This window comes from Stenotrophomonas aracearum (assembly GCF_031834615.1).
In the GTDB taxonomy this organism is placed as follows: Bacteria; Pseudomonadota; Gammaproteobacteria; order Xanthomonadales; family Xanthomonadaceae; genus Stenotrophomonas; species Stenotrophomonas aracearum.
The window spans coordinates 3,694,033-3,708,154 of the sequence record NZ_CP115543.1 but is presented as its reverse complement, the minus strand read 5'-3'; the positions used below and the strand labels follow the sequence as shown (position 1 = coordinate 3,708,154).

13 protein-coding genes are annotated in these 14,122 nt (G+C 62.8%); 6 read left to right on the top strand and 7 right to left on the bottom strand.

Annotated elements, in window-relative coordinates:
- Nucleotides 1-6: 6 nt before the first annotated feature.
- Nucleotides 7-648: a hypothetical protein gene (locus PDM28_RS16715; protein ID WP_311182907.1), complete on the bottom strand. Its 642-nt coding sequence runs from the start codon at nt 646-648 to the stop codon at nt 7-9.
- A gap of 188 nt (nt 649-836) precedes the next feature.
- On the bottom strand, nt 837-1,601 hold the full coding sequence (locus tag PDM28_RS16710) for a hypothetical protein (RefSeq protein ID WP_311182906.1): 765 nt from the start codon (nt 1,599-1,601) through the stop codon (nt 837-839).
- A 277-nt stretch (nt 1,602-1,878) separates the two neighbouring features.
- Here PDM28_RS16710 and PDM28_RS16705 point away from each other — a divergent pair, with 277 nt between their 5' ends.
- Entirely contained in the window at nt 1,879-2,085 is a 207-nt protein-coding gene (locus tag PDM28_RS16705) for a hypothetical protein (RefSeq protein WP_311182905.1), read from the top strand.
- A 145-nt stretch (nt 2,086-2,230) separates the two neighbouring features.
- On the opposite strand, the gene PDM28_RS16700 is transcribed toward PDM28_RS16705, so the two are convergent.
- On the bottom strand, nt 2,231-2,719 hold the full coding sequence (locus tag PDM28_RS16700) for a hypothetical protein (RefSeq protein WP_311182904.1): 489 nt from the start codon (nt 2,717-2,719) through the stop codon (nt 2,231-2,233).
- A 768-nt stretch (nt 2,720-3,487) separates the two neighbouring features.
- Here PDM28_RS16700 and PDM28_RS16695 point away from each other — a divergent pair.
- The 3 genes from PDM28_RS16695 (at nt 3,488) to PDM28_RS16685 (ending at nt 5,220) form a co-directional block, all read left to right on the top strand.
- Nucleotides 3,488-4,156 (top strand): hypothetical protein, encoded by a 669-nt coding sequence (locus PDM28_RS16695; RefSeq protein ID WP_311182903.1) that lies wholly within the window; start codon nt 3,488-3,490, stop codon nt 4,154-4,156.
- A 156-nt stretch (nt 4,157-4,312) separates the two neighbouring features.
- Complete coding sequence (locus PDM28_RS16690) at nt 4,313-4,693, top strand: hypothetical protein (RefSeq protein ID WP_311182902.1); 381 nt, start codon at nt 4,313-4,315, stop codon at nt 4,691-4,693.
- Nucleotides 4,690-5,220: an RES family NAD+ phosphorylase gene (locus tag PDM28_RS16685; RefSeq protein ID WP_311182901.1), complete on the top strand. Its 531-nt coding sequence runs from the start codon at nt 4,690-4,692 to the stop codon at nt 5,218-5,220. Before PDM28_RS16690 ends, PDM28_RS16685 begins: the two co-directional genes overlap by 4 nt.
- Before the next feature lie 33 nt (nt 5,221-5,253).
- Here the strand turns inward: PDM28_RS16685 and PDM28_RS16680 are convergent, their stop codons facing one another.
- The 3 genes from PDM28_RS16680 to PDM28_RS16670 all read right to left on the bottom strand — a co-directional run bounded on the left by PDM28_RS16680 (nt 5,254) and on the right by PDM28_RS16670 (nt 8,269).
- Complete coding sequence (locus PDM28_RS16680; RefSeq protein WP_311182900.1) at nt 5,254-6,192, bottom strand: LAPAL motif-containing putative phage structural protein; 939 nt, start codon at nt 6,190-6,192, stop codon at nt 5,254-5,256.
- Nucleotides 6,193-6,352: 160 nt separating this feature from the next.
- Nucleotides 6,353-7,303 (bottom strand): alpha/beta fold hydrolase, encoded by a 951-nt coding sequence (locus tag PDM28_RS16675; protein ID WP_311182899.1) that lies wholly within the window; start codon nt 7,301-7,303, stop codon nt 6,353-6,355.
- Between the two features lie 45 nt (nt 7,304-7,348).
- Nucleotides 7,349-8,269: an MBL fold metallo-hydrolase gene (locus PDM28_RS16670; RefSeq protein ID WP_311182898.1), complete on the bottom strand. Its 921-nt coding sequence runs from the start codon at nt 8,267-8,269 to the stop codon at nt 7,349-7,351.
- A gap of 371 nt (nt 8,270-8,640) precedes the next feature.
- Between PDM28_RS16670 and PDM28_RS16665 the strand changes: the two genes are divergently transcribed.
- Nucleotides 8,641-9,720 carry an FUSC family protein gene (locus PDM28_RS16665; protein WP_311182897.1) on the top strand — a complete coding sequence of 360 codons (1,080 nt, stop codon included), beginning with the start codon at nt 8,641-8,643 and terminating at the stop codon, nt 9,718-9,720.
- Nucleotides 9,721-10,110: 390 nt separating this feature from the next.
- Here PDM28_RS16665 and PDM28_RS16660 read toward each other — a convergent pair whose 3' ends face one another.
- Nucleotides 10,111-12,666, bottom strand: coding sequence for a TonB-dependent receptor plug domain-containing protein (locus tag PDM28_RS16660; RefSeq protein WP_311182896.1), 2,556 nt, complete (start codon nt 12,664-12,666; stop codon nt 10,111-10,113).
- A 307-nt stretch (nt 12,667-12,973) separates the two neighbouring features.
- Between PDM28_RS16660 and PDM28_RS16655 the strand changes: the two genes are divergently transcribed.
- Entirely contained in the window at nt 12,974-14,122 is a 1,149-nt protein-coding gene (locus PDM28_RS16655; RefSeq protein WP_311182895.1) for a Fic family protein, read from the top strand.

Genomic DNA, 14,122 nt, shown 5'->3' with positions numbered 1-14,122 from the left:
CGCGACCTATGACTTTGCTTTCGTCGCGAGTCGTTTGTCCAGCTCGTCGGAAAGCAGCTTGGCTTTGCTTGACATTCCTCGCATCTGCGCGATTACATGATCGAAGTTCTTGACCATCGTCGCGTCGGTATGCGAAGTGCCAAGGGGGCGCAGCGTGATGAATTGTTCACAGGAGACTCTCAGCATCGCCACAGACAGGTCGAAGGAATGAACCATCAAAATCATCTCACGGGTCAGCGGTACAGGCGTGGAACTGGTGGGTCCAATTGGCAACAATGAAATAATGGACCTCATGACGGTATGTCTTGACTCGAGATCGGGGGTGTTTCCGCCGCTACGCTCGACCATCTTGTCCCAGACGGCTTCTGCAAGCTGTGAACTAATTAGGTCGGCGCGTAAGCGTGACATGTGCATGGCTGCGAGCTCGTTCTTCTCCATCAAGCGCAGAGCGTGAGAAGCCTCTGCGTAATGCATTGCTCCCAGGCCCACGGCCCAAGTTCCAAGCGAAGCTATGACCGCCGATGCCACAGATAGGATTTGGTCTGGTTGTATCCCCGTCGACCATGGGGCGACAAACAACAGGGCAACAGCCATGCCAAAAATAATGGCGGCCGCAAGAAGAATTCCGCCGAATAGCCGCTCTTTCATATTGCACTGCCTAGCGCAGACTGACGTCCTGAATGTTACAGTTAAGGTGTCGAGAAAGGCAGCGCGTAGCCCTAGATATGGACAGTCACCTGTCACTGCCCGGATTCCGCGAACGCTGTCACCGTACGCTGCGTTGTCGCCCGGAGGCCGTTCGGCGCCACGCCTAGCTATCCTGGACTACGTTAAGGCTAATCCGTTGTCGGTTGGTCGGGGCGCATGCGCTCTACCATCTCGAAAACTTTCACTGCTTGAGTGCTGACGACTTGTGCTGCATCAGTGCTGACGACTTGTGCTGCATCGCTCAGCTCTCGATACGCCCGGACTTCATCCCCGCTCAGAAGGTTGAATATTCTGCGACCCGAGGTATCGGGTAATCCGAGAAAACTCTCGCAACAGGTTCTGAGGAGGGCAACGCCAACTTCGAGTCCAGCGATACAACTCATCTGAGTTTCGTCCACAAAGAACTTGGAGTGTGAAAGTTCTTCTCTAGGTATGGCAGCCTGAACTCCTCGAGCAAGGCCGGTGGCCTCGTCGGCGGGTATCTGGTCGCCCATCTCCAAACTGCCGGCGATCATGGGATAAGTGGAAATAAGGCGTGTTAGATGGGTGCGGTAATGATTCCAATCACCCAGCGCCTCTCGATGCCGTCGATTTTCACGCTCCTGTCGCTCAGCCCGCAAGCGCTGCTCTGCTGCCTTGGTTTCGTTATCTAGCTGCTGCTTAGTGAGCTTGTCTCGCGCCGCGACTGCCCGGTGCTGCTGAATGGTGAGCGCTGTGGCAGCGAAACCTACAACCCAAGTGCCAGCGCCAGAGAACCAATCCGCCGCATGTGCCGGTGAGGTCAATTCCGAAGTGAGCGGATGCAGAAATCCCATGAATCCCGATCCCACCACGGCGCCGCAGATCAACCCAATTAATCCTGATACAAGCGCATCACGGCGATGGGTCTGCATGTCCAACTGTTTCCTTTTTTCAATGAGCTGACTCCAGAGTTGGGAAATCAACGTCGGGCAAGAATGATGTGAGGCGAATGAAGCGAGCAGAAACTTGTCTGACAGGTGCTCAGAAGTCGAAGAGACAGACCGTAAATTTTACTCGGCAAATTACTGAAGAGCTCGTTCGCTGTAGCCTAGCCAGAAGCTTGCAGGATGCCTGTTGGAGGGCTACTCACGTAGAGTCATTTACGCTTGCGTAGAGGTACGTCCACCCCGTACCGGCTTGGGTTGCCGGATGTGTCTCTCCCAGCAGAAGTTCAATCACCTCCCGGCCGGACACGGGGTGCAGGAAGATTGTGATGGGCAGTGGTCTCTCGCTGAGGCGGGCAAGGTCTTCGCCGTGCTGCTGCAGACCCAGATCCAGAGCCAGCAGGCTGGCATGGAAGTGCTCCAGCTGAAGTGGGAGGAGTGCGTCATGGCGCAGCTTGTCGGTTTGGGTTGATGTTCCTGGTTGCGGCCGCCGGGTAGTCGACCGCAGGCCACCGGTCACGCATCGCTGACGCGGCCGATCGAGCCTTCGAGAAAGTACGAGGGGAAGCTTGCTCGCAGCCTCAGTCAAGCATTTGAATGCATTGTCTTGATGTGGCCTAAGAAGCGTCCTGCTCTCTCATCCACTCCAGAACGGCAGCCAATTCTTCCTGATCATAATAGGTTGGTGTCGACCGCGGTTCAAAAGCGCCGCCTGCTATCGCGGCATCAAAGGACAGCCGCGCTGCTTCATAGTTCGGAACATGCAGGCGTTTGATCATCTCCAAGACTTGATTCGGATCCGCGAAGCGCTTATCGGCCAACCAAGCCAAGAGCGTCACCAGCCCGTCGGGGCCAACGAAGCACGATAGCGGGAGGTCGGCAACCGTATAGCGGTTGGTTCTAAACCATTCGTCCTCATCGTGGTAGCACGCTGTCGCACGTTCACGGTGGGGGGAGGCGTTCCGGTGATGAACCAGCCGAAGTTCGTGCAGGGTCCCTTCCGATCGCTCGTCTGTCATCCCGTTGAGCCATTCTACCCAGCCATCTTCGACAGTCTGGATTGGATGTCCGCACTGATCGCATTTCCACGGTGGATTGACTGCCACGGTGCCTCCTTGCGTGATTGTGAGGTGCATATTTAGCGCGTAGAGAAGTATGCCGCAAGGGCAGCCGGGCTGCGGGGGCGTTTCAGGCACAACGCGACAGAAGCGCGGGAGGTGAGAAGGCGCGTCAGGCGGGGGGCGGCACTGATTGGGGCCAGTCAGTACCTTGCCTTTCCGCGGAGGCTGGCAAGTCGCCTCGCACTGACCGACGCCTCTCCTCTCAGCGGCGCCTGCCGTCTGCCAGAGGCTCCTCCCACGCAACGACGCCCCTCCAAACCTGCCCTATGAGAAGAGCAGCCATCTTCGGGGCGAGATAGACGCGAGAACAGGCCGCCTCGCTATGACGGCAAAGTGGAGCGCGCAACATGCTCGTCCCCCCAATCATGGCTCTTCTCCCGCTTGGTGACTGACCTCCGCGATCCGTCTGGCGGCTGCCCTTGGACTCACCCCGAAATTGAGCTGAAGAGCGGGTCGAGAGCCTTGGGCTGACTGCATTGGCTGTCCAACCCGCACGAATCGGGGCGCTAGCTGCGGCTTGGAGACAGCGCTCAGTACTTTTCCAGAGAGTGCGCCAACTGACGGCTCTGGCCTGCGGTATTGCGCGTCAGCGCACAGTTTTAACGCCTTTTCGGTACCGAGTCTGCAAAATGGCCGAGACCTCTTTGACGACCATGTTCTAACGGTCGACCATCCCACTGTCGCCGCACAATCGGCGACCGGGATTTGCAGCCCGTTCTGTTTTGAGGCGCACCAGCGCCCATCGTTCGATGCATGGCCCTTTCCTTTTTGGCCCGCTGCATCGACGATGGGCGGTCGCTTGCCAGTTATATGGCGGGCGGTGTGCGGAGGCTGAAAGGCCTGCCGGTGGCCTCAATCCGGTCTGCAAACCGTGCACCGTCCGCCACCTCGTTTTGCAGCGGGGCGGCGGACCTTGATGATCAATTGAGGAGTTCCGCCATGTCATCTGAATCCCTAGGCGCGCCCGAGCGCACCACCGTCAATTTCGTCTCCTACTTCAGCTACATCGCCGGTACGCTGGATTGGGGAAACCCTCAGTGGTGCACGCTTGAGAAGCACCTCAACGCCATCCAGGAGCCCTTCGAGTCACTCACGATGGGCGCGGTGCTGCGTGCGATTTCCGCCACCCGCGATGTTCACCCGGAGTTGCCCGGCACCTTCGTGAACCGCCTGCTGGGGCCCGACGACGTTTCGAGGAAGGAGCTCTTCAGCGTCATCCGGCGACTACTGCGAGTCTTCGACCTGAGCGTGGTTGAGTTGCTGGCGCTCGTCGACATCCTGGACCGCTGCCCCGGCTCGGTGGAGGATCTGAGCGTGAGGAATCTGCTAGGGCTGATATCGATCGTTGATATTGCCGCCATTCCTCAGACACCGGACCCGGTGGCCGAAGCGATCAAGGCCGCATCGGACTGCGTGCACTAGCCTCGGAGCACGGCGAAGCCCGCAGATTGCGGGTTTCGCCGGGGGCAAGTGGCGACAGCCCGGTGCGGGATTGGGCCGAGCCGCCCACCTGACGGAGTTGCGCAAGGTGCAAAAAACGTGCATCATTAGTGCACGATCGGAAGTGGAGTGCGCAAGATGAGCGTCGTAGTGGCACCCTTGGCTAGCCTTGCTGAGGCGTTTCGCGAGCCCGACCATGCCTACCTTTCGCCGAGACGGGTAGGTGCTGCATTGGGCTTGCAGATCCAGAGTCTGGCGGAGCGCGCGCGCGTCAGCCGCAACACTCCTGCTGCTCGTCCCCAGAACGAAAGCCTGCAGCAATACCTTAGAGAGGTTCTGCGGGTGTTGGCGGCCGCCGAAGACGCAGCTGCTGGTGACCGCACTCGCGCGATTTTCTGGTTCATGAATGAGCCGCTCCAGGAATTTGACTACCTGACGCCAGATGCGCTCGTGCGAGCAGGCAAGTCCCAAGTCGTAGTCGACTACATTGAGTCCATGGCCGGCGGTGCCACCGGATGATTCTGCGCGACCTGAGTGACGAAGAGGCGCTCTACCGCGTCATCACGCCACGCTGGTCGCACGCACCGACTTCGGGTGCGGGAGCCGCGCTGAAAGGCGGACGATTCAACCGTCCCGGGTTGGAGGCGCTCTATCTCTCCCAGACGGTCGAAACCGCGTTGGAAGAGTACCGCCAGCACGCCCGCCTGTTGCCCCCTGGCACGATTACTACGTTCTTGGTCCGCAGACTTCGGGTAGTCGACTTTTCGTCAGGGTATGCAGCCCATAGTTGGGATCCCATCTGGGCGGAGTACGGATGCAACTGGCGGCAATTGGCCTTTGATGCACGAGTAGAGCCGCCCAGCTGGGTTCTGGGAGACCTGGCTCTTGATGCCGGTGCAGCCGGCATACTTTTTCCATCGATGCTTCATGCCGGGGGAACGAACCTTGTCCTCTTTAACTCGAGCACTCTCTCCGCAGATTCGCTGAGCGCCTATGATCCGCATCAGCAGTTGCCTCGTGATGCCGCATCGTGGTCCGGAGGATGAGGAAGAGGCGGCTCTAGAGAAAGCTCGGCCCAGTCACAGCGAGTTCGCCTCCACCCGATTGGAGATCCGCTGCATGCCCGGAAGTGAAATCTGGCACGCGGCGCGGCGATGCTCGATGACCCGGGTCACCTCATAGTCGGTCTTGGCACCGTTCGGTGTGTGCCATTGGGTGACCTTTACCTCGCAGATCAACACGTCGCCCTTCGAGAAGGATGATTCATTGGCGTCGACGGAAGAGTGGAACCGCTCGTCGGAGATCCTGGCGCTGATGGTGTGGTTGCCATCTGAAAGCCGCCACTTGTTGTCTTCCTTGAAGGCCAGCGACACGATGGAAAACGCCATTCTGCAGGTGTCCTCCAGCAGTAGCTCGTCATCGGCGGTGGGAGCACAGAAGAAGCGGCGTTCGTGCTCGCGAACGATGACCGCGAACGAACTGTCGTCGCCCGCGGCAAAGGTGTCGATTCCGTCTCGGTCCAGGGGCGCGAGAGTTCGGTCGAAGGCTTGGCGGACCGGAATGTCCCGGAGCAGGACCAGGACGGGGTAATCGACTACTACTGTGTCTTTGTCAGCATGAAGCCGGACCCGTCCCTCTTCGGTCATCTGTACGTCGGTGATCCGGCGGCCACGCAGCCATTGAAGCACCTGGGCTACGCCGGAGTAGCCAGCCTTGGCGGCAAACCCCAGTGCTGTGAGTACGGCTGTTGCGTTCGCAATGGCGGTGACGCCATCACCAACAAAAATGTCCTTCGCCGCCTGCATGAAGCTGACCGAGGTAGTGAAGTCGACACTGAAGCTGCCGGTCTTGAAGGATCCCTTCACATTGATCTGCGCTTTGGCGCGATCAGCATGGAGTGCGCGAACGCTGCAGTCGAGCAGGTCCGCCATGGCCATCAATGCGGGTGCCAGTTCCCGTGCATCCATCTGATGTGTGGCCAGCGCTGGACCGTCGTAGGTGATGCGGAACTGAGTCATGCCTTCCATCGTACCCCCGGCGTAAAGTTGTCGGGTCACTCTGGGATGCGCGTGTCGAGGCAGCCATAGGCGTTCCGCCCGCTGCAAGGTAAGCAAATGAGGCGCCGGAATGGCGGTCCGACGCCTCGATCAGCCGTTGGAACGTAGGGCAGTGCGGCCGTCACTTCTCCTGCAGGAACGCCAGCAGATCCTGATTGACCTTGTCCTTGTGCGTCTCGGTCAGGCCATGCGGCGCACCGGGATACTCGATCAGCCTCGCACCCTTGATCAGCTTGGCCGACTGCCGGCCACCCACGTCGATCGGCACCACCTGGTCATCGTCGCCATGGATGATCAGTGTGGGCACGTTGAAGCGCTTCAGGTCCTCGCGGAAGTCGGTGGCGGAGAACGCGGCAACCGAGTCGTAGGTGTTCTTCAAACCGCCGGCCATGCCCTGCGCCCACCAGGCATCGATCAACGCCTGGTTCGGTTTTGCGCCCGGGCGGTTGTAGCCGTAGAACGGGCCGCTGGGAACATCCTTGAACAGCTGCGAGCGGTTCTCCAGCTGGCCAGTGCGCATGCCGTCGAAGACCTCGATCGGTACGCCGCCCGGGTTGTCGGCGGTTTTGAGCATGAAGGGCGGCACCGCGCTGATCAGCACGGCCTTCTTTACGCGGTCGGTGCCGTAGCGGCCGATGTAGCGCGCCACTTCACCGCCGCCAGTGGAGAAGCCCACCAGGGTGACGTCCTTCAGGCCGAGGGTGTTGATCACCGTGGCCAGGTCGTCGGCGTAGTGGTCCATGTCGTTGCCGTCCCACGGCTGGCTGGAGCGACCGTGGCCGCGGCGGTCGTGCGCGACGACGCGGAAGCCCTTGCTGGCCAGGAACATCATCTGCGGGTCCCAGCTGTCCGAGTCCAGCGGCCAGCCGTGGCTGAAGGTCACCACCGGACCGTCTTTCGGGCCCCAGTCCTTGTAATACAGCTGCACGCCATCGGCGGTGGTGATGGTGCTGGGGGTGTGTGCGGTGGCAACCGGCGCCGGGCGCGTCGGGTTGGCGGCGTCCGCAGCGCTGCCGCCCTGGACGGCCACGGCAAGGGCGGTGGCGGCGAGGGTGCGGGTGATCGTGTTCATTGTTCTATCTCCTGCGAAGGAAAGGGGAACGACGTGGGGTAGGGCTCAGAAGTCCCAGAACACCGGCACCCAGCGGAACGCGTCGCCGTCGGCGGAGACGCGGCCCACCGAGGGGAACGGCAGATGGGTGGCGACCAGCATTTCGCCGGTGCCGGCCAGTTCGTTGAGCAGGGCGATGCGCACCTGGGCGGCGCCTTCGGGGTCATGTTCGAAGCCGTTGTGCCAGTTGGGCTGTTCGAAGCCGACCGCGAAGATGGCATCGCCGGCAAAGGTGAGCGCTTCGCCCCTCGAGCTCAGCCGCACCACGCTGTGGCCGGGAGTGTGGCCGCCGGTGCGACGCGCGGTGACGCCCGGTGCAATCTCCTGCGCATCTTCGAATGTGTGCACCTGGCTGCCGTACTCGGCCAGGAACTGGGTGGCGGTGGCGCGCAGCGCATCCGGGAAGCCCGGGGGCATGTTGGTGCGGGTGAAGTCCGGCGACTTCCAGAATTCAACTTCGGAAGCAGCGACGTGGATGCGCAGGTCGGGGCGCAGCTGCTCCCTTACGCCGTCCACCAGCAGGCCACCGATGTGGTCCATGTGCAGGTGGGTGATCACCACGTCGGTGATCTCGCGCAGGTCGATGCCGGATGCGCCCGGGCGGCGGATCAGCTGGCCGGCACGTGGCAGGTTCAGATCGGGGTCCATGCCGAGACCGGCGTCGATCAGGATGTTGCGGTCGCCACTGCGCACCACCATCACGTTCAGGGCCCAGTCCAGCGCGTCCGGCGGCAGGTACATGTCCTTGAACCACGGCGCGCGCTCGGCGGCCGAAACGTTGTGGCCCAGCATCTGGGTGGGCAGCGGCAGCACGCCGTCGCTGACCACCAGTACGTCGATATCGCCGACCTTGAGTGCGTAACGCGAGGGAACCAGTTCGTCGAGCGCGGGGGCCGGTGGAGCTACGGTTTCATCAAGACTGAACATGAGGGAATCTCCTGGGAAAGGGGCGGGCTGGCAGGAATGCGTGGCTGGCGCTGCGCGGGGCGGAACTGGAGAGGCGTTGCCGGGCAGGGGGGAGTCGCCGTGCAGGCGCGGTGGAATGGCCGTGCAGGATCAGCGTAGGAAAGCCGGGCAGCGGGCAGTAGATCCGCGCGGGGGCACACGGTGTTGCCGATCAGGCAGCAATGGCGCCGGGCCACCGGGGCGGGCTGCGTTGCGCGATACTGGGATCACGGCACACGACCCTTCAGGCAGGCTGATCGGTATGCACTGGTTCCGCGTCCACCTTGTTGTGATCGCTCACCGCCATGCGCACCGCCAGGGTCGCGCATAGCGCCGCGTCATTGCTGGGTGCCATGGCGCGCGAGCTGGGCTCGCGCGCGCGCTGGCGCCAGCGTGGACTGGACGAGATGGAAGCACTGCTTTCGGTGTTGCTCGCCATCGTGATTGCACATGCCATCGGTGCGACCAACATAGGCTGGGCCGCGTTCACCGGCTTCATGGTGATGCGCACGCAGCTGGCCGAGACCCTGTCACGCGGCGTGCTTCGGCTGTTGGGTACGGCGGTGGGCGCTGCGATGGGTTGGGCCCTGATAACGCGCATGGCAGACACGCCGGTGGTGGTGGCGCTGGCGCTGCTGTTCATGGGGACGGTTACGCTGTACGCGGCGATCACCCGCCGGCACAGCCATGCGTGGCTGTTTACCGGCCTCACCTTCGCAATGGTCGCGCTTGACAGCCTCAAGCAGCCGCAGATGGCGGTGCATGCGTTTGCGTTGACCCGGGTGCTGGAGGTGGCTGCAGGAACCTCGGCAGGTATCCTGGTCAACTTGGCCTCAGCGTGGACGGTGCGGCCGCGCATCCAGGGCGCCCAGCACCTGTTCGCGGACACCGTGGAGAACGCACCACCGGGATGGCAGAAAGCGGCGGCAGCGCATGCGCTGTTGGCTGGGGGCGTGTTGGGCGTGCTGCCGTTGTTGTCGCCGCTGCTGGGCGCAAGCACGCTGGTACAGGCGGCGATCACGATCATGGCGGTCATGACGGTGCCGTTGTTATCGCTCGACGGGGAGGGCAACGCGGTGGGCACCCGCATCGCGCACCGGTTTGCCGGTTGTGCTCTGGGAGCGCTGGCCGCCGCAGGCGCACTTGTGGTCTCGCACCACCACCTGCCGTTGGCGGTGGCACTGCTGTGCCTGGGGGTCTGGGCGGGCCGCCATATCGAAAACAGCGGAAAGTCCTTCGCGTACATCGGCACCCAGTTCGCGGTCGTCCTGCTGGTGGTGGTCGTCCCCGATGACATCCATCAGCTCGCCAGCGCCCCGGGCTGGGCGCGATTGGGCGGCATTGTGCTGGGCATCGCGCTGCTGGTGCCGGCACGCGAGGCGGCGAAAAGGCTCGGGCGTCGACGCCGTCAGCCGGCGGTGAGCGATTCCTGAAAGCGGGAGGCAATGCACCGCGCTTCAATACGTCATCGCCGTGTGTGGCGAGAACCCCCGAATGCAGTCGTTGGCAACGGGTTATGGCTGTATGAAGCAGAGAGGATGCGTTGCGGACGCGGGTTCGATTCCCGCCAGCTCCACCACCTGTGCACCCGCGCGGTGCCCAGCTGAAGGGGCTGCACGGGTTTCGACGTGGCGAGCAGTCAATGTGGACAGCCCGAGAGGCGACCGACGTAATCGGCGCAAAAACTGTAATCGCCAATGCTGATTACTACGATCAGAACGAGCAGAAAGAACTGCTCGCCGCCTGATTTCACGCAAGCGCACGTGATCACCAAACGCGCAACCACCCCGCCCACAACGGCGGGGTGGTCTTTTTGCCCAGACTCAGAACTTCCAACCCACCCGCGCGTAATAGAACCCGCCGTTGAAGCCGTATGGGGTGTGCACCGGGTACTCCGCGCCGGCTACGCCGGACCAGGGGTTTTTGCCCGGTGCGCGGTCGAACAGGTTCTGCGCGCCGAGGCTGAAGTACAGGCCGGAGTCGAACTTCCAGCCCACTTCGGCGTCCACGATCAACGCGCTGCCGCCGTAGATCGGCAGGCCGCCGTCGGCCGCTGAAATCACGCCGCTGTCCAGGTGGTCTTCGTAGAAGGAACCGTAATAGTTGAAGCGCAGGCTGGCGTTGAAGATCTGCCGTTGGTGATGGATGCTGAAGTAGCCCTTGGTCTTGGGTAGCGATTTCTCCAGCTTGTACACGCGGGCTTCGTCGATGAAATCGGTGTCGAAGCGATCGACCTCGGTCTTGTTCCAGTTCGCCGCCAGCGAATAGGTGGTGGTACCGCCGAAGTGGCCGCTGCGGTAGCTGGTGACCAGGTCCACGCCGGTGGTGGTGGTGTCGAAGGCATTGCCGAAGTAGGTCACCTGCGAGATCGAAGCAGCTTCGGGACTGCCGCCCGCCACCAGCGCCGCACGCTCCTCCGGCGTCACCGCGAAGCTGGTACTCAGTGCGATGCGGTCCTCGACCTTGATCTGGTAGCCGTCCAGGGTGAACAGCCAGTCGCCCTCGGTCCAGACCGCACCCAGCGACACGTTCTTCGACTCCTCCGGGGTCAGCGGCCGCGCGCCCTTGAGCTGCGCGATGGGATTGGTCGGCGGCAGGGTGGCGATGTCCTCCAGCGCGGTGCCGCCGAACACGGTACTGATCTGGCTGATGTTGGCCTGGCCGGGCGTGGGCGCACGGAAGCCGGTGTTGTACGCACCGCGCAGGGCGAAGTGTTCGTTGAAGTCGAATCGCCCGGTGACCTTGCCGGTGGTGGTGCTGCCGAACGAGTCGTAGTCTTCAAAGCGCAGTGCACCGGCCAGCAGGAAGCGTTCGGTGACCTGCGCTTCCAGGTCCGCATAGGCCGCCCAGTTGCGGCGGTCGAAGGTGCCGGCGGTTCGGGTACTGAAGCCGTTGAAACCGTTCGAGCCCAGCGCGAAGCCCTGTTCGGTCAGTGGACCAATGGCGGTGGAGGGGCCATCGCCGGGGCTGATCTTGAAGCTCTCTTCGCGCCATTCCGCGCCGGCGGCCAGGCGCAGCGGCTGGAAGGTGAAGCGGGTTTCAAAGTCGCGGGTCACATCCACGTTGACGCTTTTTTCGGTCTGGGTGTTGCCGCCGGGCCGGAAGTACAGGCCTTCGGGCTGGTCCGGGCCCAGTGACGCGTTGACGGTGTTGTAGATGATGAACTCGATATCGTTGCGACCCCAGGAACCGCTCACGTCCCAGTACCAGTCGCCCCAGTTGCCCTTGGCGCCGGCGAAGATCGAGCTGTCTTCCAGCTTGCCGCCAAAGCGCGGGGTGAAGCCGCCCGGCAGGCTGGACAGGAAGGTGTAGCAGTTGGCCGGCAGCGCGGCGACCGCTCCGCTGACGGTGCTGTACGGCAGCAGGTTGCCGCCGCCATCGCGCAGCGCGATGGTGGGGCAGGCGCCGGCGCCGGTGAGGTTGCCGATCAGCAGTGTCTCGCCGCCGTCGTTGGAGTACACGCCCGAACGCGCGGTGGGGTCGCGGAAGTAGAAGCCGCCGTCCACGTCGCGCTTGGCGTAGTTGCCGAACAGGTAGAAATCCACCGCGTCGGTGCTGAGGCCCAGGTTGGCGACCAGCTTCAGGTCGTCGTCGATCTTCGGGGAGCCCCATACCTGGGCCGGATCGCCTACGCCCGGGTAGCCGGCGGCGATGGCGGCGGCGGCGTCGTCGCGCTGCACGCTGCGCGAGGTGTCGTCGGCCTTGCGCCACTCGGCGGTGAGGGTGGCAAAGCCGCGTTCGGTAAGGGGCAGGCCGATCTGCGCCGAGTACTGGGTGGTAAGCCCGTCGCCCTTGTAGAACTGACCGGCGAATACTTCGGCAGTGCCGCCTTCGCGGATCTTCTTCAGGCCGAAGTTGATCACCCCTGCAATCGCATCCGAGCCGTACTGCGCCGCAGCGCCGTCGCGCAGCACGTCTACCTGCTCCAGCGCGAGGGAGGGGAACACCGAGAGGTCCGGCCCCTGCGCTCCATCGGAAAGTCCGTGACCCAGGAACGTGATGACCGCAGCGCGATGGAAGCGCTTGCCGTTGACCAGCAGCAGGGTGTTGTCTGGCGGCAGGCCACGCAGGTTGGCCGGTCGGATCAGGCTGGCGGCGTCGTCGATGGGAATGGTGCTGACGTTGAACGAGGGAACCAGTACGCGGAGCTGGTCGAGCGCGTCGGTGGCGCCCTGGTTGCGGAATTCTTCGCCGCTGATGATGTCGATCGGGACTGCCGAGGATGAAACGGTTCGCGGCTTGGTACGACTGCCGAGGACCGAGACCGTGTCCAGGGTGGATGTTTCAGGAGTGCCCGGAGGGCTGCTGTCCTGTGCCACCGCGACGGAGCTGTTGACCAGCAGCGCGGCGGCCAGTGCCGCCTTTACTGCAGATGCCAATGGCGAAATTGCTTTCGGAGCGTGAACACACTTGCCAATGCGGTAGTCCATGCATGCACCTTGCAGTCAGATTGTGGGTTTAGTCGTTCGCGTAGGTACTCATCCGGTTGGTTCTCCTTGCGTGCCAGAGGGGCTGGTGCGCTGCACAAAGAATTAACAGAGCGTAAACAGTACTGCAACGTATCTTTCGTTTTTGTCTCACTTACGGGACGCAGAGCACATCGTGAGGCGAATAACGGTAGTATTCGCCTCATGTTGTGAGGCGCATAGAGGTGTTATTCGGCTCACAGTCCTCAGAGGAGACGTCATGGCTTCCCGTTGGATATGGCAGAACACCGACTGGCCTTCGTTCCAGTGGCAGCAGGCTGAGCTGGCGCCTCTGCTGCGGGCGTGTGCCCAGGCCCAAGGACAATTGACCGGGATGGTGGGCGCCGAGAACGACGCCGAGCGCGCCGAAGACGCGCTGGATGCCCTGCTGGCCAACGTGATCACCTCGTCAGCGATCGAAGGCGAGCGCTTGAACGTGGCATCGGTGCGCTCCTCCCTTGCACGGCGGCTGGGCATGGACGCGCAGGTCGCCATCAGCGCCCGCGGCGAGGGGCTGGCCGACCTGACCCTGGACGCCGTCACGCAGATTGAGCGCCCGCTGGACCTGCAGCGCATGCTCCAGTGGCACAGGTGGCTGTTCCCCGCCGATGACAGCTTTCTTCCCTCCCGGATCCGGGTGGGTGCCCTGCGCGGCGACGAACCGATGCAGGTGGTCTCCGGGCGTGTCGACCGGCCCACGGTGCATTTCGAGGCGCCACCCCGTAATGGGCTTGAAGCTCAGCTGGACGCGTTCTTCGACTGGTTTTCCGCCACCCGCCATGACCCGCACGTCGACCCCTTGCTGCGAGCCGGTGTCGCACACTTCTGGTTGATCACCCTGCATCCGTTCGATGACGGCAACGGGCGATTGACGCGCGCGGTGACCGACCTGGCGTTGGCGCAGGCGGAGCCGCAGGTGATCCGTTTCCATGCGGTGTCGGCCAGCATCCTGCATGACCGCGCGGGCTACTACCGCGTGCTGGAAGCCAGCCAGAAAGGCGAAATGGATATCACCGAATGGCTGCGGTGGTTCCTGGAAACGTTGCTGCACAGTCTGTTGCAGGCCACCGCGCGCATCGATGCGGTGCTGGCCAAGGCACGCTTCTGGCGCCAGCACCCGCAGTTCTCCCTGGCCGCCGAGCAGCTGAAAGTGCTGAACCGGCTGCTGGATGGGGGCGAGCGCGGGTTCGCATCGGGCATCAGTGCCAGCCAGTACCGCGCAGTGGCAGGGGTTTCGCGTGCCACCGCGTCGCGCCATCTGGCTGATCTGGTGGCGAAGGGCTGTCTGCGCCGACTTCCCGGAGGGGGACGCAGCACGCGTTACGAGATCAACGCGGTGCAGTCAAGGACAACACTTCACGAGATGTGA